At 73.9% G+C, this 21,750-nt stretch carries 18 protein-coding genes; 6 read left to right on the top strand and 12 right to left on the bottom strand.

The window, feature by feature from the left end; genetic code table 11:
* Positions 1 to 67: 67 nt before the first annotated feature.
* The 3 genes from IE108_RS26610 to IE108_RS26620 form a co-directional block, all read right to left on the bottom strand.
* The gene (locus IE108_RS26610; protein WP_064727379.1) at positions 68 to 1,531 is read right to left on the bottom strand and encodes a glutamate synthase subunit beta; all 1,464 of its coding nucleotides are present in this window, start codon (positions 1,529 to 1,531) and stop codon (positions 68 to 70) included.
* Positions 1,524 to 6,068 carry a glutamate synthase large subunit gene (gltB, locus tag IE108_RS26615; RefSeq protein WP_079163479.1) on the bottom strand — a complete coding sequence of 1,515 codons (4,545 nt, stop codon included), beginning with the start codon at positions 6,066 to 6,068 and terminating at the stop codon, positions 1,524 to 1,526. Before gltB ends, IE108_RS26610 begins: the two co-directional genes overlap by 8 nt.
* A 430-nt stretch (positions 6,069 to 6,498) precedes the next feature.
* Positions 6,499 to 7,230, bottom strand: a complete 732-nt coding sequence (locus tag IE108_RS26620) for a VIT1/CCC1 transporter family protein (protein ID WP_064727381.1) — start codon at positions 7,228 to 7,230, stop codon at positions 6,499 to 6,501.
* Positions 7,231 to 7,464: 234 nt separating this feature from the next.
* Here IE108_RS26620 and IE108_RS26625 point away from each other — a divergent pair, with 234 nt between their 5' ends.
* The 6 genes from IE108_RS26625 (at position 7,465) to IE108_RS26650 (ending at position 14,725) form a co-directional block, all read left to right on the top strand.
* Complete coding sequence (locus IE108_RS26625) at positions 7,465 to 8,712, top strand: ADP-ribosylglycohydrolase family protein (protein ID WP_079163480.1); 1,248 nt, start codon at positions 7,465 to 7,467, stop codon at positions 8,710 to 8,712.
* Between the two features lie 116 nt (positions 8,713 to 8,828).
* On the top strand, positions 8,829 to 10,160 hold the full coding sequence (locus tag IE108_RS26630; protein ID WP_229852409.1) for an ADP-ribosylglycohydrolase family protein: 1,332 nt from the start codon (positions 8,829 to 8,831) through the stop codon (positions 10,158 to 10,160).
* Positions 10,157 to 11,320, top strand: coding sequence for an ADP-ribosylglycohydrolase family protein (locus IE108_RS26635; RefSeq protein WP_064727382.1), 1,164 nt, complete (start codon positions 10,157 to 10,159; stop codon positions 11,318 to 11,320). The genes IE108_RS26630 and IE108_RS26635 overlap by 4 nt, the downstream gene beginning before the upstream one ends.
* Entirely contained in the window at positions 11,320 to 12,702 is a 1,383-nt protein-coding gene (locus IE108_RS26640) for an ADP-ribosylglycohydrolase family protein (protein WP_064727383.1), read from the top strand. The genes IE108_RS26635 and IE108_RS26640 overlap by 1 nt, the downstream gene beginning before the upstream one ends.
* Positions 12,684 to 13,904, top strand: a complete 1,221-nt coding sequence (locus tag IE108_RS26645) for a CaiB/BaiF CoA transferase family protein (protein WP_064727384.1) — start codon at positions 12,684 to 12,686, stop codon at positions 13,902 to 13,904. The genes IE108_RS26640 and IE108_RS26645 overlap by 19 nt, the downstream gene beginning before the upstream one ends.
* Positions 13,901 to 14,725 (top strand): HpcH/HpaI aldolase/citrate lyase family protein, encoded by an 825-nt coding sequence (locus IE108_RS26650; RefSeq protein WP_064727385.1) that lies wholly within the window; start codon positions 13,901 to 13,903, stop codon positions 14,723 to 14,725. The genes IE108_RS26645 and IE108_RS26650 overlap by 4 nt, the downstream gene beginning before the upstream one ends.
* A 59-nt stretch (positions 14,726 to 14,784) precedes the next feature.
* Here IE108_RS26650 and lgt read toward each other — a convergent pair whose 3' ends face one another.
* The 9 genes from lgt to IE108_RS26695 form a co-directional block, all read right to left on the bottom strand.
* A complete protein-coding gene (gene lgt, locus IE108_RS26655; RefSeq protein ID WP_064727386.1) occupies positions 14,785 to 15,801 on the bottom strand; it encodes a prolipoprotein diacylglyceryl transferase in 1,017 nt (338 codons plus the stop codon).
* 111 nt (positions 15,802 to 15,912) lie between these two features.
* A complete protein-coding gene (locus tag IE108_RS26660; protein WP_064727387.1) occupies positions 15,913 to 16,686 on the bottom strand; it encodes a DsbA family protein in 774 nt (257 codons plus the stop codon).
* A gap of 86 nt (positions 16,687 to 16,772) precedes the next feature.
* Positions 16,773 to 17,588 carry a tryptophan synthase subunit alpha gene (trpA, locus tag IE108_RS26665; protein WP_064727388.1) on the bottom strand — a complete coding sequence of 272 codons (816 nt, stop codon included), beginning with the start codon at positions 17,586 to 17,588 and terminating at the stop codon, positions 16,773 to 16,775.
* The gene (gene trpB, locus IE108_RS26670; RefSeq protein ID WP_064727389.1) at positions 17,585 to 18,871 is read right to left on the bottom strand and encodes a tryptophan synthase subunit beta; all 1,287 of its coding nucleotides are present in this window, start codon (positions 18,869 to 18,871) and stop codon (positions 17,585 to 17,587) included. Before trpB ends, trpA begins: the two co-directional genes overlap by 4 nt.
* Positions 18,872 to 18,987: 116 nt before the next feature.
* The gene (trpM, locus tag IE108_RS26675; RefSeq protein WP_079163482.1) at positions 18,988 to 19,179 is read right to left on the bottom strand and encodes a tryptophan biosynthesis modulator TrpM; all 192 of its coding nucleotides are present in this window, start codon (positions 19,177 to 19,179) and stop codon (positions 18,988 to 18,990) included.
* A 21-nt stretch (positions 19,180 to 19,200) separates the two neighbouring features.
* Entirely contained in the window at positions 19,201 to 20,010 is an 810-nt protein-coding gene (gene trpC, locus IE108_RS26680; RefSeq protein WP_064727390.1) for an indole-3-glycerol phosphate synthase TrpC, read from the bottom strand.
* A 117-nt stretch (positions 20,011 to 20,127) separates the two neighbouring features.
* Entirely contained in the window at positions 20,128 to 20,580 is a 453-nt protein-coding gene (locus IE108_RS26685) for a DUF2752 domain-containing protein (protein ID WP_064727391.1), read from the bottom strand.
* A gap of 94 nt (positions 20,581 to 20,674) precedes the next feature.
* Entirely contained in the window at positions 20,675 to 20,926 is a 252-nt protein-coding gene (locus IE108_RS26690) for an HGxxPAAW family protein (RefSeq protein ID WP_064727392.1), read from the bottom strand.
* Between the two features lie 110 nt (positions 20,927 to 21,036).
* The gene (locus IE108_RS26695; RefSeq protein ID WP_064727393.1) at positions 21,037 to 21,678 is read right to left on the bottom strand and encodes a TIGR02234 family membrane protein; all 642 of its coding nucleotides are present in this window, start codon (positions 21,676 to 21,678) and stop codon (positions 21,037 to 21,039) included.
* Between the last annotated feature and the right edge of the window lie 72 nt (positions 21,679 to 21,750).

Raw genomic sequence — 21,750 nt, forward strand, 5'->3', positions numbered from 1 at the left:
TGTTCCGCACGCCTTTGTGCGGGACGTTCTTCGGTTGTTCCGTCCGTCAGGACGGCTGTTCCGTCCGTCAGACCACGAGGGCGCGGTCCGTCGGGCGGATCGGGGCCGGCAGGTCGCTGGCCCCGGTCAGGAAGCGGTCGGCACCGCGGGCGGCGGAGCGGCCCTCGGCGATCGCCCAGACGATGAGGGACTGCCCGCGGCCGGCGTCACCGGCGACGAACACACCCGGCACGTTGGTCTGGAAGTCCGCGTCCCGGGCGATGTTACCGCGCTCGTCCAGGTCGAGGCCGAACTGGTCGACCAGACCGTTCTCCCGGTCGGTGCCGGTGAAGCCCATGGCGAGGGTCACCAGCTGGGCCGGGATCTTGCGCTCGGTGCCCGGCTTCGGGGTGAGCTTGCCGTCGACGAACTCGACCTCGCTCATGTGCAGCCACTGGACGTTGCCGTCCTCGTCGCCCTCGAAGTGGGTGGTGGAGACGGCGTAGACCCGCTCGCCGCCCTCCTCGTGGGCGCTGGTGACCTTGTACAGCATCGGGAAGGTCGGCCACGGCTGGCGCACCGCGTCCCGCTCCTCGCCCGGCCGGGGCATGATCTCCAGCTGGGTGACGGAGGCCGCGCCCTGGCGGTGGGCGGTGCCCACGCAGTCGGCGCCGGTGTCGCCGCCGCCGATGACCACGACGTGCTTGCCCTCGGCCGAGATCGGCGGGGCGACGTAGTCGCCCTCCTGGACCTTGTTGGCCAGCGGCAGGTACTCCATGGCCTGGTGGATGCCGTTCAGCTCGCGGCCGGGGACCGGCAGGTCGCGGGCGGTGGTGGAGCCGGCCGCGATGACGACGGCGTCGTACCGCTTCTTCAGGTCGCCGGCCTTCAGGTCGCGGCCGATCTCGACGCCGGTGCGGAAGCGGGTGCCCTCCGCGCGCATCTGCTCTATGCGGCGGTTGATGTGCCGCTTCTCCATCTTGAACTCGGGGATGCCGTACCGGAGGAGGCCGCCGACGCGGTCCGCGCGCTCGTAGACGGCGACCGTGTGGCCGGCCCGGGTGAGCTGCTGGGCAGCGGCCAGGCCGGCCGGGCCCGAGCCGATGACGGCGACGGTCTTGCCGGACAGGCGCTCGGGGATCTGCGGGGCGACGTCCCCGGTCTCCCACGCCTTGTCGATGATGGAGACCTCGACGTTCTTGATGGTGACCGCCGGCTGGTTGATGCCGAGCACGCACGCCGACTCGCACGGCGCCGGGCACAGGCGGCCGGTGAACTCCGGGAAGTTGTTGGTGGCGTGCAGGCGCTCCTGCGCCGCCGACCAGTCCTCGCGGTAGGCGTAGTCGTTCCACTCGGGGATCAGGTTCCCGAGCGGGCAGCCGTTGTGGCAGAACGGGATGCCGCAGTCCATGCAGCGGCTGGCCTGCTTGCTGATGATCGGCAGCAGGGAGCCGGGGACGTAGACCTCGTTCCAGTCCTTGACGCGCTCCTCCACCGGCCGGGACTTGGCGACTTCGCGGCCGTGGTTGAGAAAGCCCTTGGGGTCAGCCATTGGTCGCCGCCTCCATCATCTTCTCGGTGATCTCGGTCTCGGAGAGACCGGCTCGCTCGGCGGCGTCCTTGGCGGCGAGCACTGCCTGGTACGTGCTGGGGATGATCTTGCTGAACCGCTCCGCGGCGGCGGACCAGTCGGCCAGCAGCTTCTCGGCGACCGTGGACCCGGTCTCCTCGGCGTGCCGGCGCACCACGTCGTGCAGCCAGTCCCGGTCGGCGTCGTCGAGAGCCTGTACGGCGCCGACGTTGCCGGCGTTGACGTTGTCCGGGTCGAGGTCGACGACGTAGGCGATGCCGCCGGACATGCCGGCCGCGAAGTTGCGCCCGGTCTCGCCGAGGACGACCGCGTGACCGCCGGTCATGTACTCGCAGCCGTGGTCGCCGACGCCCTCGGAGACGACCAGCGCGCCGGAGTTGCGGACGCAGAAGCGCTCGCCGACCTTGCCGCGCAGGAACATCTCGCCGCCGGTGGCGCCGTAGCCGATGGTGTTGCCGGCGATGGTGGAGTACTCGGCGAGATGGTCGGCGCCCCGGTCGGGACGGACGATCACCCGGCCGCCGGAGAGGCCCTTGCCGACGTAGTCGTTGGCGTCGCCCTCCAGGCGCAGCGTGATGCCGCGCGGGACGAAGGCGCCGAAGGACTGGCCGGCGGAGCCGGTGAAGGTGATGTCGACGGTGTCGTCGGGCAGGCCGCCGCCGCCGAACTTCTTGGTCACCTCGTGGCCGAGCATGGTGCCGACGGTGCGGTTGATGTTGCGGATCGCGACCTGGGCGCGCACCGGGGCGGCCTGGGTGGCGTCCGAGGCGGACAGCGCGTCGGAGGCCAGCTTGATCAGCTGGTTGTCGAGCGCCTTCTCCAGGCCGTGGTCCTGGACGACGGCCTGGTGGCGCACGGCGCCCTCGGCCAGTTCGGGCACGTGGAAGAGCGGCTCCAGGTCGAGGCCCTGCGCCTTCCAGTGGTCGACGGCGCGGGTGACGTCGAGGTTCTCGGCGTGTCCGACGGCCTCCTGGATGGAGCGGAAGCCCAGCTCGGCGAGGATCTCGCGGACCTCCTCGGCGATGAACTGGAAGAAGTTCACCACGTACTCGGCCTTGCCGGAGAACCGGTCGCGCAGCACCGGGTTCTGGGTGGCGATGCCGACCGGGCAGGTGTCCAGGTGGCAGACCCGCATCATGACGCAGCCGGAGACGACGAGCGGCGCGGTAGCGAAACCGAACTCCTCGGCGCCGAGCAGCGCCGCGATGACGACGTCCCGGCCGGTCTTGAGCTGGCCGTCGGTCTGCACGACGATGCGGTCGCGCAGGCCGTTGAGCAGCAGCGTCTGCTGGGTCTCGGCGAGGCCCAGCTCCCAGGGGCCGCCCGCGTGCTTGAGCGAGGTGAGCGGCGAGGCGCCCGTGCCGCCGTCGTGGCCGGAGATGAGGACGACGTCCGCGTGCGCCTTGGACACGCCGGCCGCGACCGTGCCGACACCGACCTCGGAGACCAGCTTGACGTGGATCCGCGCCTGCGGATTCGCGTTCTTGAGGTCGTGGATCAGCTGGGCCAGGTCCTCGATGGAGTAGATGTCGTGGTGCGGGGGCGGCGAGATCAGGCCGACGCCGGGGGTGCTGTGCCGGGTCTTGGCGACCCAGGGGTACACCTTGTGGCCGGGCAGCTGGCCGCCCTCGCCGGGCTTGGCGCCCTGGGCCATCTTGATCTGGATGTCGTCCGCGTTGACCAGGTACTCGGAGGTGACGCCGAAGCGGCCGGAGGCGACCTGCTTGATGGAGGAGCGGCGCGCGGGGTCGTACAGGCGCTCCGGGTCCTCGCCGCCCTCACCGGTGTTGGACTTGCCGCCCAGCTGGTTCATGGCGATGGCGAGGGTCTCGTGCGCCTCCTGGGAGATGGAGCCGTACGACATGGCGCCGGTGGAGAAGCGCTTGACGATCTCGGAGACGGGCTCGACCTCGTCCACGGGGATCGGCTCGCGGTCGCTGGTGAAGCCGAACAGGCCGCGCAGCGTCATCAGGCGCTCGGACTGCTCGTTCACGCGCCCGGTGTACTGCTTGAAGATGTCGTACTTGCCGGAGCGGGTGGCGTGCTGGAGGCGGAAGACCGTCTCCGGGTCGAACAGGTGCGGCTCGCCCTCGCGGCGCCACTGGTACTCGCCGCCGATCTCCAGGGCGCGGTGGGCCGGCGCGATGCCGCTGGCCGGGTAGGCCTTGGCGTGGCGGGCGGCGACCTCCTTGGCGACGACGTCGATGCCGACGCCGCCGATCTTGGTGGCGGTGCCGTTGAAGTACTTGGCGACGAACTCCTCGTCGAGCCCGACGGCCTCGAAGACCTGGGCGCCGCGGTAGGAGGCGACGGTGGAGATGCCCATCTTGGACATGACCTTGAGGACGCCCTTGCCGAGGGCGTGGATCAGGTTCCGGATGGCGGGCTCGGGCTCGCCGCCGTCGGCCTGGAGGAAGGTGCCGGCGCGGACCAGGTCCTCGACGGACTCCATCGCCAGGTACGGGTTGACGGCGGCGGCGCCGAAGCCGATGAGCAGGGCGACGTGGTGGACCTCGCGGACGTCGCCGGCCTCGACCAGCAGGCCCACCTCGGTGCGCTGCTTGGTGCGGATGAGGTGGTGGTGGACGGCCGCGGTGAGCAGCAGCGACGGGATCGGCGCGTGCTCGGCGTCCGAGTGGCGGTCGGAGAGGACGATCAGGCGGGCGCCGTTCTCGATCGCGGCGTCGGTCTCGGCGCAGATCTCCTCTATGCGGGCGGCCAGCGCGTCGCCGCCGCCGTGCACCCGGTAGAGACCGGAGAGGGTGGCGGCCTTGAAGCCCGGCATGTCGCCGTCGGCGTTGATGTGGATGAGCTTGGCCAGCTCGTCGTTGTCGATCACCGGGAAGGGCAGCAGGACGCTGCGGCAGGAGGCCGCCGTCGGGTCCAGGAGGTTGCCCTGGGGGCCGAGCGAGGAGCGCAGCGAGGTGACCAGTTCCTCGCGGATGGCGTCCAGCGGCGGGTTGGTGACCTGCGCGAAGAGCTGGGTGAAGTAGTCGAAGAGCAGCCGGGGGCGCTCGGACAGCGCGGCGATGGGCGAGTCGGTGCCCATGGAGCCGATGGGCTCGGCGCCGGTCCTGGCCATCGGCGCGACGAGGACGCGCAGCTCCTCCTCGGTGTACCCGAAGGTCTGCTGGCGGCGGGTGACCGAGGCGTGGGTGTGCACGATGTGCTCGCGCTCGGGCAGGTCGGACAGCTCGATCTCGCCGGCCTCGATCCACTCGGCGTACGGCTTCTCCGCCGCGAGCTGGGCCTTGATCTCGTCGTCCTCGATGATGCGGTGCTCGGCGGTGTCCACGAGGAACATGCGGCCGGGCTGGAGGCGGCCCTTGCGGACGACCTTGGCCGGGTCGATGTCGAGGACGCCGACCTCGGAGCCGAGGACGACGAGGCCGTCGTCGGTGACCCAGTAGCGGCCGGGGCGCAGGCCGTTGCGGTCGAGCACGGCGCCGACCTGGGTTCCGTCGGTGAAGGTGACGCAGGCGGGGCCGTCCCAGGGCTCCATCATCGTGGAGTGGAACTGGTAGAAGGCGCGCCGGTCCGGGTCCATGGAGTCGTGGTTCTCCCACGCCTCCGGGATCATCATCAGCACGGAGTGCGGCAGCGAGCGTCCGCCGAGGTGCAGCAGCTCCAGCACCTCGTCGAAGGAGGCGGAGTCGGAGGCGTCCGGCGTGCAGACCGGGAAGATCCGCTCCAGGTCCGGGGACGAGCCGAACAGGTCCGAGGCGAGCTGGGACTCGCGGGCGCGCATCCAGTTGCGGTTGCCCTTGACCGTGTTGATCTCGCCGTTGTGCGCGACGAAGCGGTACGGGTGGGCGAGCGGCCAGCTCGGGAAGGTGTTGGTGGAGAAGCGGGAGTGCACGAGCGCGATCGCGGAGGCGAAGCGGCGGTCGGACAGGTCCGGGAAGAACGGCTCCAGCTGGCCGGTGGTCAGCATGCCCTTGTAGACGATGGTCCGCGCCGACAGCGACGGGAAGTAGACGCCGGCCTCGCGCTCGGCGCGCTTGCGCAGCGCGAAGGCGTGGCGGTCGAGGGCGATGCCCTGCGAGACGCCGTCGGTCACGAAGATCTGGCGGAAGACCGGCATGGTCGAGCGGGCGGTGGCGCCGAGCATCTGCGGGGCGACCGGGACCTCGCGCCAGCCGAGGACGGTGAGGCCCTCCTCGCCCGCGATCGTCTCGATCCGCGAGACGGCGTCCTGGGTGCCGTCCTCCGGCAGGAAGGCGATGCCGACGGCGTACGATCCGGCCTCGGGCAGTTCGAATCCGGCCACTTCGCGGAAGAACGCGTCGGGCACCTGGGAGAGGATGCCCGCGCCGTCGCCCGAGTCGGGCTCGGAGCCGGTGGCGCCGCGGTGCTCCAGGTTCCGCAGCACGGTGAGTGCCTGGTCGACCAGGTTGTGCGATGCCTCGCCGGTGAGAGTGGCGACGAAACCGACGCCGCAGGCGTCGTGCTCGTTGCGGGGGTCGTACATACCCTGCGCAGCAGGGCGAGCATCCATGAAGGACCAGTTCTGGCCACTCGCGGAATGCTGGGACGGCTGGCGCGGCGTACGCATCGGCTCTCCCGTCGTCGTCATCTGGCATGTGCAAAGTGCCGAGGGACGACGCTGGCCCTCTGCGGTTCGGTGCAAAATTTGGTGCAGGTTACATGATGGAGTGGTTCTCGGTAAACGGGACAATCCATTCCAACATGCGGACACCGGGGGGTGCGGCCGTCGTCCCGCACCCGGCGGTGGAAGCTGCGCGAGACCGAAGCGCACAGATCGGTGTCCGTCGGCCCGAAGGCGTGGGGAGAGCGCCGTCGCTCACTCCACGGTGCGCGGCCGGCCTCATTGCCCACAGCGCTTACGGCTCATGCCCGGAGATTACGTCCTCGAAACCAGCGAGTAACGGCTACTTATGCGGCCCATCGCATAAGTTCGAGCCGGGCTATCCTACGGCCGTCCCGAACAGGGTGCCCAGGGCGTACGTCACACCGGCCGCCGCACCGCCGAGCGCGAGCTGCCGCAGGCCGCTGTACCACCAGCTGCGTGCCGTCACCTTGGCCACCACCGCCCCGCACAGGAACAGTCCGGCGAGCGCCAGCAGCACCGCGGGCCACAGCGCCGCGGCGCCGAGCAGGAACGGGAGCACGGGCAGCAGGGCGCCGAGCGCGAAGGAGCCGAAGGACGACACGGCGGCGACGGTGGGCGAGGGCAGGTCGCCGGGGTCGATGCCCAGTTCCTCGCGGGCGTGTATCTCCAGGGCCTGCTCGGGGTCGCGGGACAGCTGCCGGGCGACCTCCCGCGCGAGCCGCGGTTCGACGCCGCGGGCCTCGTAGAGCGCGGCCAGCTCGGCCTCCTCGTCCTTCGGGTGCTTTCTCAGCTCCCGGCGCTCCACGTCCAGCTCGGCCTCCACCAGCTCGCGCTGGGAGGCGACGGAGGTGTACTCGCCCGCGGCCATGGAGAAGGCGCCGGCGGCGAGGCCCGCCATGCCGCTCAGGACGATGGTCTGCTGGCTCGCCGCGCCGCCGGCGACGCCGGTCATGAGGGCGAGGTTGGAGACCAGGCCGTCCATGGCGCCGAAGACGGCGGGGCGGAGCCAGCCGCCGTTGACGTCGCGGTGGGTGTGGTTGTCGCGGTGCGCCTCGTGGAGCGGCGCCTCGGTCTCGATGATGGCCATGGGGATCCCCCGGAATCGTTACTTTGGACTCGTTCTACCTTTTGACAACACCCAATCTACGCCCGTCATTTCCTGGCCGCCAGCAAGGAAAGGCTGGGCTTACCTGCGGTTTTACCGTTCGGCGCTCATTCGTGATCTTGACCGCACAGATGTCGACCGGGTGACGCTGAGCCCGCGGAGGCTGCGGCGCGGGCCGCACCGGGGACAGATGCGCAAAGGGAGAGGAGACGCCGCATGGCATCCGCCGCCTGCAATCCCCCGGTCCCCCCGCCCGGCGACGCCGCCGGGCTCCGCGAACGGGCCCGGGGCGCGCTGCTCGGACTGGCCGTCGGGGACGCCCTCGGGGCGCCGGCCGAGAACATGAAGCCCTCGGAGATCCGCGCCCGGTGGGGCCGCATCACGGGATACGTGGCCGACCGGCCGGCCGGCACCGACGACACCGAGTACGCGATCTTCTCGGGCCTGCTGCTGGCCCGGTACGGCGCCGCGCTCACCCCGGTCCACGTGGAGGCCGCCTGGCACGAGTGGATCGCGGACCGCGAGGAGGGCCCCTTCCGGGGCGCGGGCTTCAGCGAACGCGGCACCCTGGAGAACCTGCGCCGGGGACTGGCGGCCCCGATCTCCGCCCAGCACCGGCACGCCTGGAGCGACGGCCTCGCCATGCGCGCCGCCCCGCACGGCGTGTTCGCCGCCGGCCGCCCCGCCGAGGCGGCCCGGCTGGCGGCGGTCGACGGCTCGGTGAGCCACGACGGCGAGGGCATCTACGGCGGCCAGGCGGTCGCGGCCGGGGTCGCGGCGGCGATGGCGGGGGCGGCGCCGGTCGCGGTCGTGGCCTCCGCGCTGGCCGTGGTGCCGGACGACTCCTGGACCGCCCGCTGCCTGCGCCGGGCGATGACCGCGGCCCACCGGGGCGAACGCGCGGTCCGCTCCGCGGTGGTCATCGGCGGCTACCCGTGGACCGACCTGGCCCCCGAGGCCGTCGCCCTCGCCTTCGGCGCGTACGCGGCGGCCGACGGCGACTTCACGGACGCCGTGCTGACGGCCGTCAACATGGGGCGCGACGCCGACACCACGGCCGCGGTGGCCGGCGCGCTGGCCGGCGCCACCCACGGCGTCGCCGCGATCCCGGCCGCCTGGGCCGCCGCCATCGGCCCCGCCCGCGGCACCTGCCTGCCGGCCATCGCCGGGCACCACGTCCTGGAGGTGGCGGACCTGCTGACCGACGCGGCACGGGGCGCGGCGGGGACGCCCGACGCGGTACGGGTCGTGGCCGGAGCACCCGACACCGCATGGGACGCGGCCGGAGCACCCCACACCGCACGGGACGCGGCCGGAGCGCCCGACGCGGATGCCCGGCCGGCCGGGGCGGCGGGCGCCCGCGGTCCCGGCCCGGTACTCCCCGGGGACCGGGCCGCCCCCGGCCGGAGCGTAGGCGTGATCGTGCCGGGCGAGCACCCCGCGGTGGCGGAGGTGCGGCCGTGACGGGGGGCCGCCCCGTCGTGGAGACGACGGCCACCACCGCGTACGTCGCCGCGCCCGGCGAGCCCGCACCCGCCGGAACGGGGCGGCGTCCCGCGCCCGAGGTCGGCACCCGCCCGATGGTGCCGCCCGGTGACCGGGTCGAGGGGCTGCTCCTCGGGCTCGCCGCCGGGGACGCGGCCGGCTGGCCCGCCGCCCGGCACCGGGCCGCGCGGATGCCGGAGTGGACCCGCCGGCTCACCCGCGAGCTGGACACCTTCGCCGAGCAGAACGCGACCACCACCCTCCCGGTCCCCATCGCCCTGAACCAGCCCCCCGAGCCCCTGCTCCTCGGCCCCTCGGACGACGCCGAGTGGGCGGCGTTCGCGGCGGAGGCGCTGCTGCGGGCCGGCGACGACAGCGTGCTCGGCGACCTGAGCCGGGACCGCCGGATCCGCGCGGCGATCGACCTGACCTGGAACGCGGTCGCCAGCGAGGTCGCCGCGGCGACGGAACGCGCCCCGGAGGCCGAGTCCGCCGTACTGCCGCTGCGCGCCCGGATCTCGGTGCGGGCGGGGCTCGGCAATCTGGCCGCCGGACTGCGCCCGCCCGCCGCCGGCCACGACAACCCGCACCACTTCGACGACGCCGCCTGCGTCCGGGCCTGCGTCCTCGCCGTCGCCCACCCGGGCGCCCCGCGCCTCGCCGCCGACCTCGCCGAGTTCGACGCCCGCTACACCCAGGACGGCGACGGCGTGCACGGCGCGCGGGCGATGGCGGCGGCGCTGGCCCGCGCCCTCGACGGCGCCGGCGTGGACGAGTGCGTGGCGGCCGCGCTGGCCGAGCTGCCCACGGGGACGGAGATCGGCCGCAACGCCCGGGAGGCGCTGGCCCTGGCGGCGGACGCCGAGAGCGCCTTCGCCCTCGTCCCGCTCCTGGAGCACCGCATCGTCGACCACGTCTACAGCTACGGCATCGCCGCCGCGGAGACCGTCCCTGTGGCCCTCGCCCTGGCGACCGCGGCCCGGGGCGCCCTCGCGGCCGCGGTGCCGGCGGCGGCCTGCCTGTCCAGGGTCGCGGACTCCGCCCCCGCGCTGGCGGGCGCCCTCACCGGCGCGCTGGGCGGCGGCGCCTCGGTGCCGGCGTCCTGGCGGGACACCTGCCGCACCCTCCCCGGCTGCGTCCTGCCCCGGCTGACCGGCACCGACCTGGTCGAACTCGCCGGTCTCCTGCACGCCACACGGCCCTCCGGCCCGGAATGGGAAGGGATCCCGTACGCCACGCCGGCGCCCGCTCCGGACGAGGCCCCGCACGCCGCGCGGCCGCCCGGTCCGGACGGGGTCGTCCCGCACACCCCACAGCCGCCCCGTCCGGACGTGGTCCGCCCGCACACCACACAGCCGTCCCATCCCGACGGGGTCCGCCCGCACACCCCACAGCCGTCCCGTCCAGAAGGAGGACGCACGTCATGACAGCCCGCATCCCGCACCCCGGCCCGGCAACCCTGGAGGAACGCGTCACCGGCGCCCTCGTCGGCGCGGCCGTGGGCGACGCGCTCGGCGGCCCGGTCGAGGGCTACTCCCCCGAGCAGATCCTCGAACGGCACGGCGGCCGGATCCACGGCGTCGTCGGCCCCTGGAACGGCGACGACTGGCGCACCGCCCGCCCCCTCGCCCCATACCACAAGGGCGACGGGCACGTCACCGACGACACCCTGATGACCCACGCGCTGGTGCGGGTGTACGCCGCGGTCCGCGACCACCTGGACGCCTACGCGGTCGCCGAGCACTTGGTCCCGGACCTGATGACGCACCCCCGCTGGATCCCCGAGCTGGAGGCCGAGGCGCTGCCGCTGCAGCGGATCTTCCTCGCGGAGAAGTGGCTGGTGGCGCGCATCCACTACGGCCACGTGGACCCGCGCGAGGCGGGCACCGGCAACATCGTCAACTGCGGCGCCGCGATGTACATGGCCCCGGTCGGCCTGGTCAACGCCGCCCATCCGGCGGGCGCCTACGCCGAGGCCCTGGACGTCGCGGGCGCGCACCAGTCGTCGTACGGCAGGGAGGCGGCCGGTGTCTTCGCGGCGGCGGTGGCCGCGGCGTGCGTGCCGGGGGCGACGCCGGACTCGGTGGTGACCGCCTGCCTGTCGCTGGCCAAGGACGGCACGCGGGCCGCGATCGAGGCGGTCTGCGAAGTGGCCGCGCGCCACTCGGACTTCGAGTCGGCGCTGACCCCGCTCCGGGAGGCGGTCGCCCCGTACGACACCGTGGGCCCCGACTACCGGGCGCCGTCGCTGGGCGCCCGCCGCCCCTCCCGGCTGCACGCGATCGAGGAACTGCCCGTCGCGCTCGGCATGCTCCTCGTCTCCGGCGGCGACTTCCGGCACGCGGTGCTCGGCTCGGTCAACTACGGCCGCGACTGCGACTCCATCGCCACGATGGCGGGCGCCCTGGCGGGGGCGCTCGGCTCGCCGGTCCCCGAGGAGTGGGCGAAGCGGGTCGCCGAGGCCAGCCGGCTGGACCTGTGGGAGCCGGCCGCGACCCTCACCGCCGTCGCCCGGGAGGTCTTCGGACGGGACCTCGCCCGGCGCCGCGAGCACGAGCGGACCTTCGGCGCGATCGGGGGCCCGTGATGCTCCGGCTCACCTGGGTGCAGCCCGAGGACCTGGTCGGCCACGAGCTGCGCCAGGCCGCCCTGGACGGCCGGGACGCCTCGGCGGTCGCGGCCCGCTGGGAGGCGGCGGGCGGCCACCCGGCCCCGGACCGGGCCGGCGCATCCCCTCGGCCCGCCCCCCGCCACCTGCGGCTGCTGGCGACGGAGCTGCTGGACGACCTGGCCGCGCTGGCGGACCCGACCGCCGCCGCGGAACCGACGGACCTGGACCGGATCAGGGCCCTGTGCCCCGACTGGCCGGCGCCCGCCACCGCGGCGTCCGCGTCCGTGTCCCCCGCCCGCCTGGAGGCCGCCTGGCTGGGCCGGGCCGCCGGCTGCCTGCTCGGCAAGCCGGTCGAGAAGCTCCCGCTGGCCGGCGTCCGCGCCCTCGCCCGCGCCACCGGCAACTGGCCGCCGGTCCGCTACTTCACCGCCCGCGGCGTCCCCGGCGAGCTGCTGGCCGCCCACCCCTGGAACCGCCGCTCCGCCACCACCTCCCTCGCCGAGAACATCGACGGGATGCCCGAGGACGACGACCTCAACTACCCCCTGCTCAACCTGCTGCTCCTCCAGCGCCACGGCAGGAGCTTCACCACCGCCGACGTGGCCCGCGTGTGGCTCGACGAACTCCCCGTCGGCCGCACCTTCACCGCCGAGCGCGTCGCCTGCCGCAACCTGCTCTCCGGTCTGGAACCACCCCTCACCGCCCGCCACCGCAACCCCTTCCGCGAGTGGATCGGCGCCCTGATCCGCGCCGACGTCCACGGCTGGACCAACCCCGGCGACCCGGCCGCGGCCGCCGCGCAGGCACACCGCGACGCCACCCTCACCCACACCGGCAGCGGCGTCCACGCGGCCATGTTCGCCGCGGCCGTCATCGCCGCCGCCGCGGGGGGCGCCCACGACGTCCACGCCTGCCTGCGGACCGGCCTGGCGGTCGTACCGCCCGGCTCCCGCCTGGCCGCGGCCGTCCGCCACGCCGTGCGGCTGGCCGCGACGCACACCGACTTCGACACCGTCGTCGACGCGCTGCACGCCCGCCACTCCCCCGCCCACCACTGGGTCCACGCCGTGCCCAACACCGCCCTGATCGCCGCCGCCCTCACCCACGCCGACGGCGACTTCACCGGCTCGGTCTCCCGCGTGGTCTCCGGGGGCTGGGACACCGACTCCAACGGCGCCACCGCCGGCAGCGTCGCCGGACTCCTCGCCGGCTCCCCCGCCGCGCTGCCCGAGCACTGGACGGGCCCGCTGAAGAACCGCCTGGCCACCTCGGTCGGCGACTTCGACGGCACCGGCTTCGACACCCTCGCCCACCTCACCCACCGGGAGGCCACCCGCCCATGTCCCAGCCCGACGTGACCGCAGCCCCCTCCTCCGCCGCCCCGCTCACCGGCCTGCGGGTCCTCGACCTCGCCACCCTCTTCGCCGGCCCGCTCGCCGCCACCATGCTCGGCGACTTCGGCGCCGAGGTCGTGAAGGTCGAGCACCCCACCCGGCCCGACCCGTCCCGGGGCCACGGCCCCTCCAAGGACGGCATCGGCCTGTGGTGGAAGATCCTGGGCCGCAACAAACGCACGATCACCCTGGACCTCTCGAAGCCCGCCGGCCGCACCACGCTGCTGCGCCTCGCCTCCACCGCGGACGTCGTCGTCGAGAACTTCCGCCCCGGCACCCTGGAGAAGTGGGACCTGGGCTGGGACGAGCTGTCCGCCGTCAACCCCCGCCTGGTCCTCACCCGGGTCACCGGCTTCGGCCAGTTCGGCCCGTACGCGCGCCGCCCCGGCTTCGGCACCCTCGCCGAGGCCATGAGCGGCTTCGCCGCGATGACCGGGGAGCCGGACGCGCCCCCGACGCTGCCGCCGTTCGGGCTGGCCGACTCGATCGCCGCGCTGGCCACCGCGTACGCCGTGATGACCGCGCTGGCCGCCCGGGAGCGCACCGGCGAGGGCCAGGTCGTCGACATGGCGATCATCGAGCCGATCCTGACCGTGCTGGGCCCGCAGCCCACCTGGTACGACCAACTCGGGCACGTCCAGCCGCGCACCGGCAACCGCTCGCAGAACAACGCCCCGCGCAACACCTACCGCACCGCCGACGGCACCTGGGTCGCCGTGTCCACCTCCGCGCAGTCGGTCGCCGAGCGGGTGATGCGCCTGGTGGGCCGCCCGGAGCTGGTCGACGAGCCCTGGTTCGCGTCCGGCGCCGACCGGGCCCGCCACGCCGACGTCCTGGACGCGGCGGTCGGCGACTGGATCGCCCGGCACACCCGCGCCGACGTCCTCGCCGCCTTCGAGAAGGCCGAGGCGGCCGTCGCGCCGATCCAGGACGTGCGGGACGTGATGACCGACCCCCAGTACCGGGCGCTCGACACCGTCACCACCGTCGACGATCCCGAGCTGGGCCCGCTGCGCATGCAGAACGTCCTCTTCCGGCTCTCCGCGACGCCGGGCGCCATCCGCTGGGCGGGCCGTCCGCACGGCGCGGACACGGAGGAGGTGCTGACCGAGCTGGGGCTCACCCCGGCGGACGTGAAAGAGCTGCGTGAGGAGGGCGTCGTATGACCGCACCCCCGCTGACCTGGCTGTACGCGCCCGGGGACCGGCCCCGGGTGGTCGCCAAGGCGCTGGCCGCCGGAGCCGACGTCGTGGTGGTCGACCTGGAGGACGCGGTCGCCCCGGACCGCAAGGACTACGCCCGGGAGGCCACCGCCGAGCTGCTCGCCGACCCGCAGCCGGTGCCGGTGCACGTCCGCGTCAACGCCCTGGACGGCCCGCTGGCCGCCGCGGACCTCGGGGCGCTGGCCGCGCTGCCGGGGCTGTCCGGCCTGCGGCTGCCCAAGGTGACCTCCCCCGAGCAGGTCACCGCCGTCGCGGCGGCCACCGGCGGTCCGCCGCTGTACGCCCTGCTGGAGACGGCGCTGGGAGTGGAACGGGCCTATCCGATCGCCGCCGCCCACCCGGCGCTGCGCGGCATCGCGCTCGGCGAGGCGGACCTGCGCGCCGACCTGGGCGTGCACGGCGACGCCGGCCTCGACTGGTCGCGCTCGCGGGTGGTCGTGGCGGCGCGGGCGGCGGGCCTGGCGCCGCCGTCGCAGACGGTGCACCCGGACACCCGGGACCTGGAGGGCCTGGCGGCGTCCTGCGCGCACGGCCGCGCCCTGGGCTTCCTCGGCCGGGCGGCGATCCACCCGCGCCAGCTGCCGATCATCGAGCGGGCGTATCTGCCGACCGAGCGGGAGCTGGAGGAGGCGGAGACCATCGTGAAGGCGGCCAGTGTCCAGCCGGGGGCGCAGGCGCTGCCGGACGGCCGGTTCGTCGACGCGGCGGTGGTGGCGACGGCCCGGCGCACCCTGTCGCTGGCCCGGCGTCCCGTCCTGTCCTGAGACGCGCCGAGGGCGCCCGGTGTGCACCGGGCGCCCTCGGGGTGTCGTACGGCGGGCCGTCAGCCCTTCTTGGCGGAGTCGGCGCCGTCCTTCACGTCCCGCGCCCGGTCCGCGCCGTCGGCCGTCTCGTCCGGCCGCTCGGTGTCGTCCGCGGTGGCGGCGGGCGGGGCGTCCTCGTCGGCGGCGTCCGCGTCGGCCTTCTCCCCGTCGGCGGCGGAACCGTCGGACTCCTCCGGGGCGCCGGCGCCGTCGGAGGGCTCGGTGCCCGGCTCGACGACGGCCTCGCGGCCCGGCCGCGACCGCGCCGAGAGCACCATGTAGACCACGGCGAGCAGGAAGACGAGCAGCGCCGTCCAGTTGTTGAGCCGCAGGCCGAGGATGTGGTGGGCGTCGTCGACGCGCATGTACTCGATCCAGAACCGGCCCGCGCAGTAGGCGGCGACGTACAGGGCGAACGCCCGGCCGTGGCCCAGCTTGAAGCGGCGGTCCGCCCAGATGACGAGCAGGGCGACGCCGATGCACCACAGCGACTCGTACAGGAACGTCGGGTGGTAGGTGCCCGGCACCCGTCCGTCGGTCGTCGAGGTGATCTCCACGGCCCACGGCAGGTCGGTGGCCTTGCCGTACAGCTCCTGGTTGAACCAGTTGCCCCAGCGGCCGATGGCCTGCGCGAGAGCGATGCCCGGGGCGACGGCGTCGGCGTACGCGGGCAGCGGGATGCCCCGGCGACGGGCGCCGATCCAGGCGCCCAGCGCGCCGAACGCGATCGCGCCCCAGATGCCGAGCCCGCCCTCCCAGATCTTGAAGGCGTCGACCCAGTCACGGCCCTCGCTGAAGTACAGCTGGTAGTCCGTGATCACGTGGTAGAGCCGGCCGCCGATCAGGCCGAAGGGCACCGCCCAGACCGCGATGTCGGCCACCGTGCCCGGCCGCCCGCCCCGGGCGATCCAGCGGCGGTTGCCGAGCCAGACGGCCACGAAGACGCCGATGATGATGCAGAACGCGTAGCCGCGCAGCGGGATGGGACCGAGGTGCAGCACCCCGCGCGACGGGCTGGGAATGAAGGCAAGTTCCATGGCAGGGTCGACGCTACCGTGTCGGACGGGAGGCGCGGCGGGCAGCCCGGCTACGGGTCCGTAACGAGCGCGCGGATCCCGGCGCCCTCGCCCGCCCCGCCGCGGCCCGTCCTACTGGTCGGCGTCCTCCACCAGCTGCTTGAGCTTCGCCGGGGTCATCGACTGGTCCTGGTAGATGTTCTTCCCGTCCAGGAGCACCGTCGGGGTGCCGCTGAAGCCGCCGTTCTGGAAGGCCTTGTTGGACTTCTCCACCCAGCTGTTGTGCCGCCCGTTCTTCACGCACTCCTGGAACAGGGTGGTGTCGAGGCCGTCGACCTTGCCGGCCAGGTCGATCAGCCGGTCCTCGTCGGCGAAGGCGTCGTCGGTCTCCGGCGGCTGGTTGGTGAACAGCACGTCGTGGTACGGGGTGAACTTCCCGGCGTCCTGGGCGCAGGCCGCGGCGTTGGCGGCCTTGCGGGAGCCGGTGCCGCCCATGTTGCCGTCGATGATGGTCGCCAGGTGGTACTCGACCTTGAGCTGTCCGGCCTCGGTCAGCTCGTGGATCGTGTCGCGGTACGCCAGCTCGAAGGCCTTGCAGGCCGGGCAGCGGAAGTCCTCCCAGATGGTGAGCGTCGACTTGGCGCCGTCCTCGCCGACGGGGATCGCGAGGCCGTCCTTGCCCTGCGCTCCCGAGGGCGCCACGACCGGCCCGGCCGACTCGCTGCCGTCGTCCTTGCCCGCGTTCGCGGCGACCACGCCGATCACCGCCGCGAGCCCCAGGACGCAGACCACGCTCGCGCCGACGATCAGCGCGCGCCGGCGCCTGTCCCTGGACCTGTGCTTCTCGCGCTCGGCCGCCAGCTTCTCCCGGGCGGTGCGCTTTCCCTGTCGGTTCTTCTCGCTCACACCCCGCAGAACGAACCGGGGAGGCGCAGCGCGCCTCCCCGGTCCGAGGTCCACCCGTACGAGGGACCCTGGTCACGTGCCCGTCGTCACGCCTTTCCGCGTACGCCCTTCGCGAGGTCGGCGGCGAGGGCGCGGACGCCCTCCAGGCCGGCCGTCTCGTCGGGGGCGTCCAGCATGCGCTTGACGAAGGCCGAGCCGACGATCACACCGTCGGCGAAGCCGGCCACCTCGGCGGCCTGCGCGGCGTTGGAGACGCCGAGGCCGACGCAGACCGGGAGGTCCGTGGTGGCGCGGGTGCGCCGCACCAGGTCCTCGGCCTGCGCGCCGACCGACTCGCGGGTGCCGGTGACGCCCATGAGGGAGGCGGCGTAGACGAAGCCACTGCCGGCCGCGGTGATCTCGGCGAGGCGCGCGTCCTTGCTGCTGGGCGCGACCACGAAGACGGTGGCGAGGCCGTGCTTGTCCGCGTGCTCCCGCCACGGCGCCGACTCCTGGACCGGCAGGTCGGGCAGGATGCACCCGGCGCCGCCCGCGTCGGCCAGCTCGGCGGTGAACCGCTCGACGCCGTAGCGGTCGATGGGGTTCCAGTACGTCATGACGAGGATCGGCTTGCCGGTGGCGGCGTGGGCCTCGCGGACCGTGCGCATCACGTCGGCGATGCGGACACCGCCCTTGAGGGCGATGTCGTCGGCGGTCTGGATGACCGGGCCGTCCAGGACCGGGTCGCTGTGCGGCAGGCCCACCTCGACGACGTCGGCGCCGCCGTCGAGGGCGGCCTTGACCGCCTCGATGCCGCCGTCGACGCTCGGGAAGCCGGCCGGGAGGTAGGCGATGAGGGCGGAGCGGCCCTCGGACCTCGCCGCGGCGAGGGTGTCGTTCAGCAGCTGCACGTTCCCGCTCACTTGGCGTCCCCCTCGATCTCCGCACCGGCGCCGGCCTCGTCGGCGGCGACCTCGGCGTCCGTGTCGTACAGCCCGAAGTAGCGGGCGGCGGTGTCCATGTCCTTGTCGCCGCGGCCGGACAGGTTGACGACGATCAGCCCGTCCCTGCCCAGTTCCCCGCCGACCTCCAGGGCGCCGGCCAGCGCGTGCGCGCTCTCGATGGCCGGGATGATGCCCTCGGTGCGCGACAGCAGGCGCAGGGCCTGCATGGCGGCGTCGTCGGTCACCGCGCGGTACTCGCCGCGGCCGGAGTCCTTGAGGTACGAGTGCTCGGGGCCGATGCCCGGGTAGTCCAGACCGGCCGAGATCGAGTACGGCTCGGTGATCTGGCCCTCGTCGTCCTGGAGGACGTAGGAGCGGGAGCCGTGCAGGATGCCGGGCTCGCCCGCGGTCAGGGTGGCCGCGTGCTCGCCGGTCTCCACGCCGTGCCCGGCGGGCTCGCAGCCGATGAGGCGGACGTCCGCGTCGGGGATGAAGGCGTGGAAGAGGCCGATGGCGTTGGAGCCGCCGCCGACGCAGGCGATCGCGGCGTCGGGGAGGCGTCCGGCCTGCTCCAGGAGCTGGCGGCGGGCCTCGACGCCGATGACGCGGTGGAAGTCGCGCACCATCGCCGGGAAGGGGTGCGGTCCGGCGACGGTGCCGAACAGGTAGTGGGTGCGGTCGACGTTGGCGACCCAGTCGCGGAACGCCTCGTTGATGGCGTCCTTGAGGGTGCGGCTGCCGGACTTCACGGCGATGACCTCGGCGCCGAGCATGCGCATCCGGGCCACGTTCAGCGCCTGGCGCTCGGTGTCGATCTCGCCCATGTAGATGGTGCAGTCGAGACCGAAGAGGGCGCAGGCCGTGGCCGTGGCGACGCCGTGCTGTCCGGCGCCGGTCTCGGCGATCACCCGGGTCTTGCCCATGCGCTTGGTGAGCAGCGCCTGGCCGAGCACGTTGTTGATCTTGTGCGAGCCGGTGTGGTTCAGGTCCTCGCGCTTGAGGAAGACCCGGGCTCCGCCGGCGTGCTCGGCGAAGCGGGGCACCTCGGTGAGGGAGCTGGGGCGGCCGGTGTAGTGGACGAGGAGGTCGTCCAGTTCGCGGGCGAACTCCGGGTCGGACTTGGCCTTGTCGTACTCGACGGCGACCTCGTCGACCGCCGCGACGAGGGCCTCGGGGATGAACTTGCCGCCGAACGCGCCGAAGTAGCCCTCGGCGGAGGGGACTTGACCCTCGGGGTCGGGAATGAAGAAGTTGCTGGGCATGCGGAAGCCTCACGGTGAGTGTCTGGTGTGGGCACTTTCGCCGTGGGGGCGGGGTTGTCAGACCGCCGCGGGCCGTCGGTGGTCGCTCGCGCCCACGCGACGGAGTCGCAGATTCACTACAGCCCCGCGCCCCTGACGGGGCGCTGCTGCCATCGCATGCCGTTGACCTGGCCCGGCTCGTCTCCGATGACGTAGCGCACCCGGCGGCCGTGGATCCGGCGCGCGGGGGCGCGGCAGCCGCGGGGACGGCAGCCTCGCGCCAGGCGCGCGTACGGATCCCTGGTGGCCAGGGTGAGCGGGAGAGTCATCGCCGGTCAGCCTACCGTGGGTCAGCCGCGGCCGTGGCGCAGTGCCGGGTGTTCGCCGGCGGCCACCAGGTCGGAGACGGCGGTCTTCGGGTCGCGGCCGGTGACCAGGGACTCGCCGACCAGGACGGCGTCGGCGCCCTCGTTGGCGTAGGCGATGAGGTCGTGCGGGCCGCGGACGCCGGACTCGGCGACCTTGACGATGTGCGCGGGGATCTCCGGGGCGACCCGCTCGAAGGTGCCGCGGTCGACCTCCAGGGTCTTCAGGTTGCGCGCGTTGACGCCGATGACCCTGGCGCCCGCGTCGACGGCGCGCTCGACCTCGTCCTCGTCGTGCACCTCGACGAGCGGGGTGAGGCCGATGGACTCGGCGCGCTCGATCAGGGACTCCAGAGCCGGCTGGTCGAGCGCCGCGACGATCAGCAGCACGAGGTCGGCGCCGTGCGCGCGGGCCTCCCACAGCTGGTACGAGGTGACGACGAAGTCCTTGCGCAGCACGGGGATGTCCACCCGGGCGCGGACCGAGTCGAGGTCGGCCAGGGAGCCGCCGAAGCGGCGCTCCTCGGTGAGGACGGAGATGACGGCGGCGCCGCCCGCCTCGTAGTCGGCGGCGAGTCCGGCGGGGTCGGCGATGGCCGCCAGCGCGCCCTTGGACGGGCTGGAGCGCTTGACCTCGCAGATGACCTTGACGCCGTCGCCGCGCAGGGCGGACACGCCGTCCTTGGCGGGGCGTGCCTTGGCCGCGCGCTCCTTGAGCTCGTCGAGGCTGACGCGCGCCTGCCGCTCCGCGAGGTCGGCACGGACTCCGTCGATGATCTCGTCGAGCACACTCACGCGAGCGGCCCCCTTTCAGACGGCGAAACCAGTGGTCACTGTGATGGTATCCGCAGCGGGGCGCCGGGCCCGCATCCGGCCGCCCCCGGTCCCATTACCTGGACATTCATCGGATGATCAAGGTCGGAGCCAGCCACCGAACGGCAGGTTCCGGACAATGGTGAAGACCAGCAGCAACGTGCCGAAGGTCCACAGGTGGACCGGCCCCAGCTCCACCCGCAGCGGGCGGCCGCGCGCCGCGCGGATCACCCAGACGGTCCACAGGACGGCGAGACCCAGATAGCCGAGGACCGCGAGCGCGTTGGCGTGCAGCGCGGCCGCCAGGTCGCCGTGGACGAAGGCGTGGGCGCTGCGCAGGCCGCCGCAGCCGGGGCAGAGGACCCCGGTGAAGCGCAGCAGCGGGCAGACGGGGTAGTGCCCGGGTTCGTTCGGGTCCACGCGCCCGACGTACGCGAAGGCGCCCGCGACGGCCGCGAGCAGCCCGGCCGGGACGGCGAGGCGGGCGGCCCGGCCCCGGGGCGCGGCGCTGGTCGGGGTCGGCTGTGCGGTCTCGGCGTCCACGCACCGCATTCTGCCCCCGCCGGTCCCCACCCGCACGTGAGGGGCGGTTCCGGCACCCTCGTGCCGCTCCGCCCCCCGGGTGGGTCCGTGACCGCCGTGCGGGTCAGCCCTTGGCGCCGGCCGGAGCCTGCTCGCCGGCGACCTGGTGCACGGGGTGGCTGTGCTTCGGCTGGCCGAGGCCCATCATCCGCATGATGTAGCCCACCACACCACCGAGGGCGACGACGCCGAGGCCGGCCCAGAAGCCCGCCGGCTGGGCCGCCACCATGAACAGGCCCGCGATGCAGAAACCGATGAAGGAGATGATGACACCGGTCCAGGCGGCCGGGGTGTGACCGTGGCTGCTGCCCGCCATTGCTTGCTCCTCGTTGCTGTGTGCCATGTCTGAGCAGGACGCTCGTCCCCATTGTCCCGCACGGTCGCACGCGCCGTGATCGGGGGTGCTCCCGCGGGGGCCGGGCGCTGTCAGGCGCTGGTGGGGTCCTCGCCGCGGTCGATGGCCTTCCACAGGTCCTCGGGGCGGTCCGGGTCCACGGTCTGCGGCCTGCGGCGCGGGCGCGGGGTGCCGTCGCGCTCGTAGCGGCCGGACATCGCGGGCCACTGACGGCCGTAGCGCAGCGCGAGGAGCCCGGCGAGCAGCAGCAGGGCACCACCCACGGCCGCGACGTACGGCCAGGCGGTGTGGGAGAGGACGTCCACGGTGGCCGAGGTGTCGCCGGCGGCCTTGGCGGCCTGGTCGTCCAGGGCCGAGCCGTCGGAGGCGCCGGCCAGGGCGGCGGCCACGGTCCCCGCGCCGCTCAGGGCGAGCAGGGCGGAGACGGCGAGGCGCCCGGCGCGGCGCACGGCGAACACGGCGACGAGCGCGGCGAGGCCCACTATGGCGAGCGCCGCGGGGACGCCCGTGACGTCGCTGCCGTTGGCGGTCAGGGGGAACGCGCCGCCGGCCACCGTCGCGGTGCCCTCCGCCCACTCCTGCCGGGTGGCGAGCAGGGTGACGGCGGCGCCGAGCGCACCGCACAGCAGGGCGACGGCGAGGCTGCGCCGGCCGGCCCGGGCGGGTGCTGCGGCTGGGGTACGGGGGTGAGGAACGGCTGTCACGTACTCCACTATCACCCGAACCCCGGGCGAACCGTCACCCGGGGCTCGGATTGGCGGGCGTGAGAATCGCCCCACCGCCGA

Source organism: Streptomyces parvulus (assembly GCF_014648855.1).
Lineage (GTDB): Bacteria > Actinomycetota > Actinomycetes > Streptomycetales > Streptomycetaceae > Streptomyces > Streptomyces parvulus.

Excerpts from the sequence above, each read along its gene's own strand:
- IE108_RS26610 (WP_064727379.1), bottom strand. The coding sequence starts at position 1,531 with ATGGCTGACCCCAAGGGCTTTCTCAACCACGGCCGCGAAGTCGCCAAG.
- gltB (WP_079163479.1), bottom strand. The coding sequence starts at position 6,068 with ATGGATGCTCGCCCTGCTGCGCAGGGTATGTACGACCCCCGCAACGAG.
- IE108_RS26620 (WP_064727381.1), bottom strand. The coding sequence starts at position 7,230 with ATGGCCATCATCGAGACCGAGGCGCCGCTCCACGAGGCGCACCGCGAC.
- IE108_RS26625 (WP_079163480.1), top strand. The coding sequence starts at position 7,465 with ATGGCATCCGCCGCCTGCAATCCCCCGGTCCCCCCGCCCGGCGACGCC.
- IE108_RS26630 (WP_229852409.1), top strand. The coding sequence starts at position 8,829 with ATGGTGCCGCCCGGTGACCGGGTCGAGGGGCTGCTCCTCGGGCTCGCC.
- IE108_RS26635 (WP_064727382.1), top strand. The coding sequence starts at position 10,157 with ATGACAGCCCGCATCCCGCACCCCGGCCCGGCAACCCTGGAGGAACGC.
- IE108_RS26640 (WP_064727383.1), top strand. The coding sequence starts at position 11,320 with ATGCTCCGGCTCACCTGGGTGCAGCCCGAGGACCTGGTCGGCCACGAG.
- IE108_RS26645 (WP_064727384.1), top strand. The coding sequence starts at position 12,684 with ATGTCCCAGCCCGACGTGACCGCAGCCCCCTCCTCCGCCGCCCCGCTC.
- IE108_RS26650 (WP_064727385.1), top strand. The coding sequence starts at position 13,901 with ATGACCGCACCCCCGCTGACCTGGCTGTACGCGCCCGGGGACCGGCCC.
- lgt (WP_064727386.1), bottom strand. The coding sequence starts at position 15,801 with ATGGAACTTGCCTTCATTCCCAGCCCGTCGCGCGGGGTGCTGCACCTC.
- trpB (WP_064727389.1), bottom strand. The coding sequence starts at position 18,871 with ATGCCCAGCAACTTCTTCATTCCCGACCCCGAGGGTCAAGTCCCCTCC.
- trpM (WP_079163482.1), bottom strand. The coding sequence starts at position 19,179 with ATGACTCTCCCGCTCACCCTGGCCACCAGGGATCCGTACGCGCGCCTG.
- IE108_RS26685 (WP_064727391.1), bottom strand. The coding sequence starts at position 20,580 with ATGCGGTGCGTGGACGCCGAGACCGCACAGCCGACCCCGACCAGCGCC.
- IE108_RS26690 (WP_064727392.1), bottom strand. The coding sequence starts at position 20,926 with ATGGCGGGCAGCAGCCACGGTCACACCCCGGCCGCCTGGACCGGTGTC.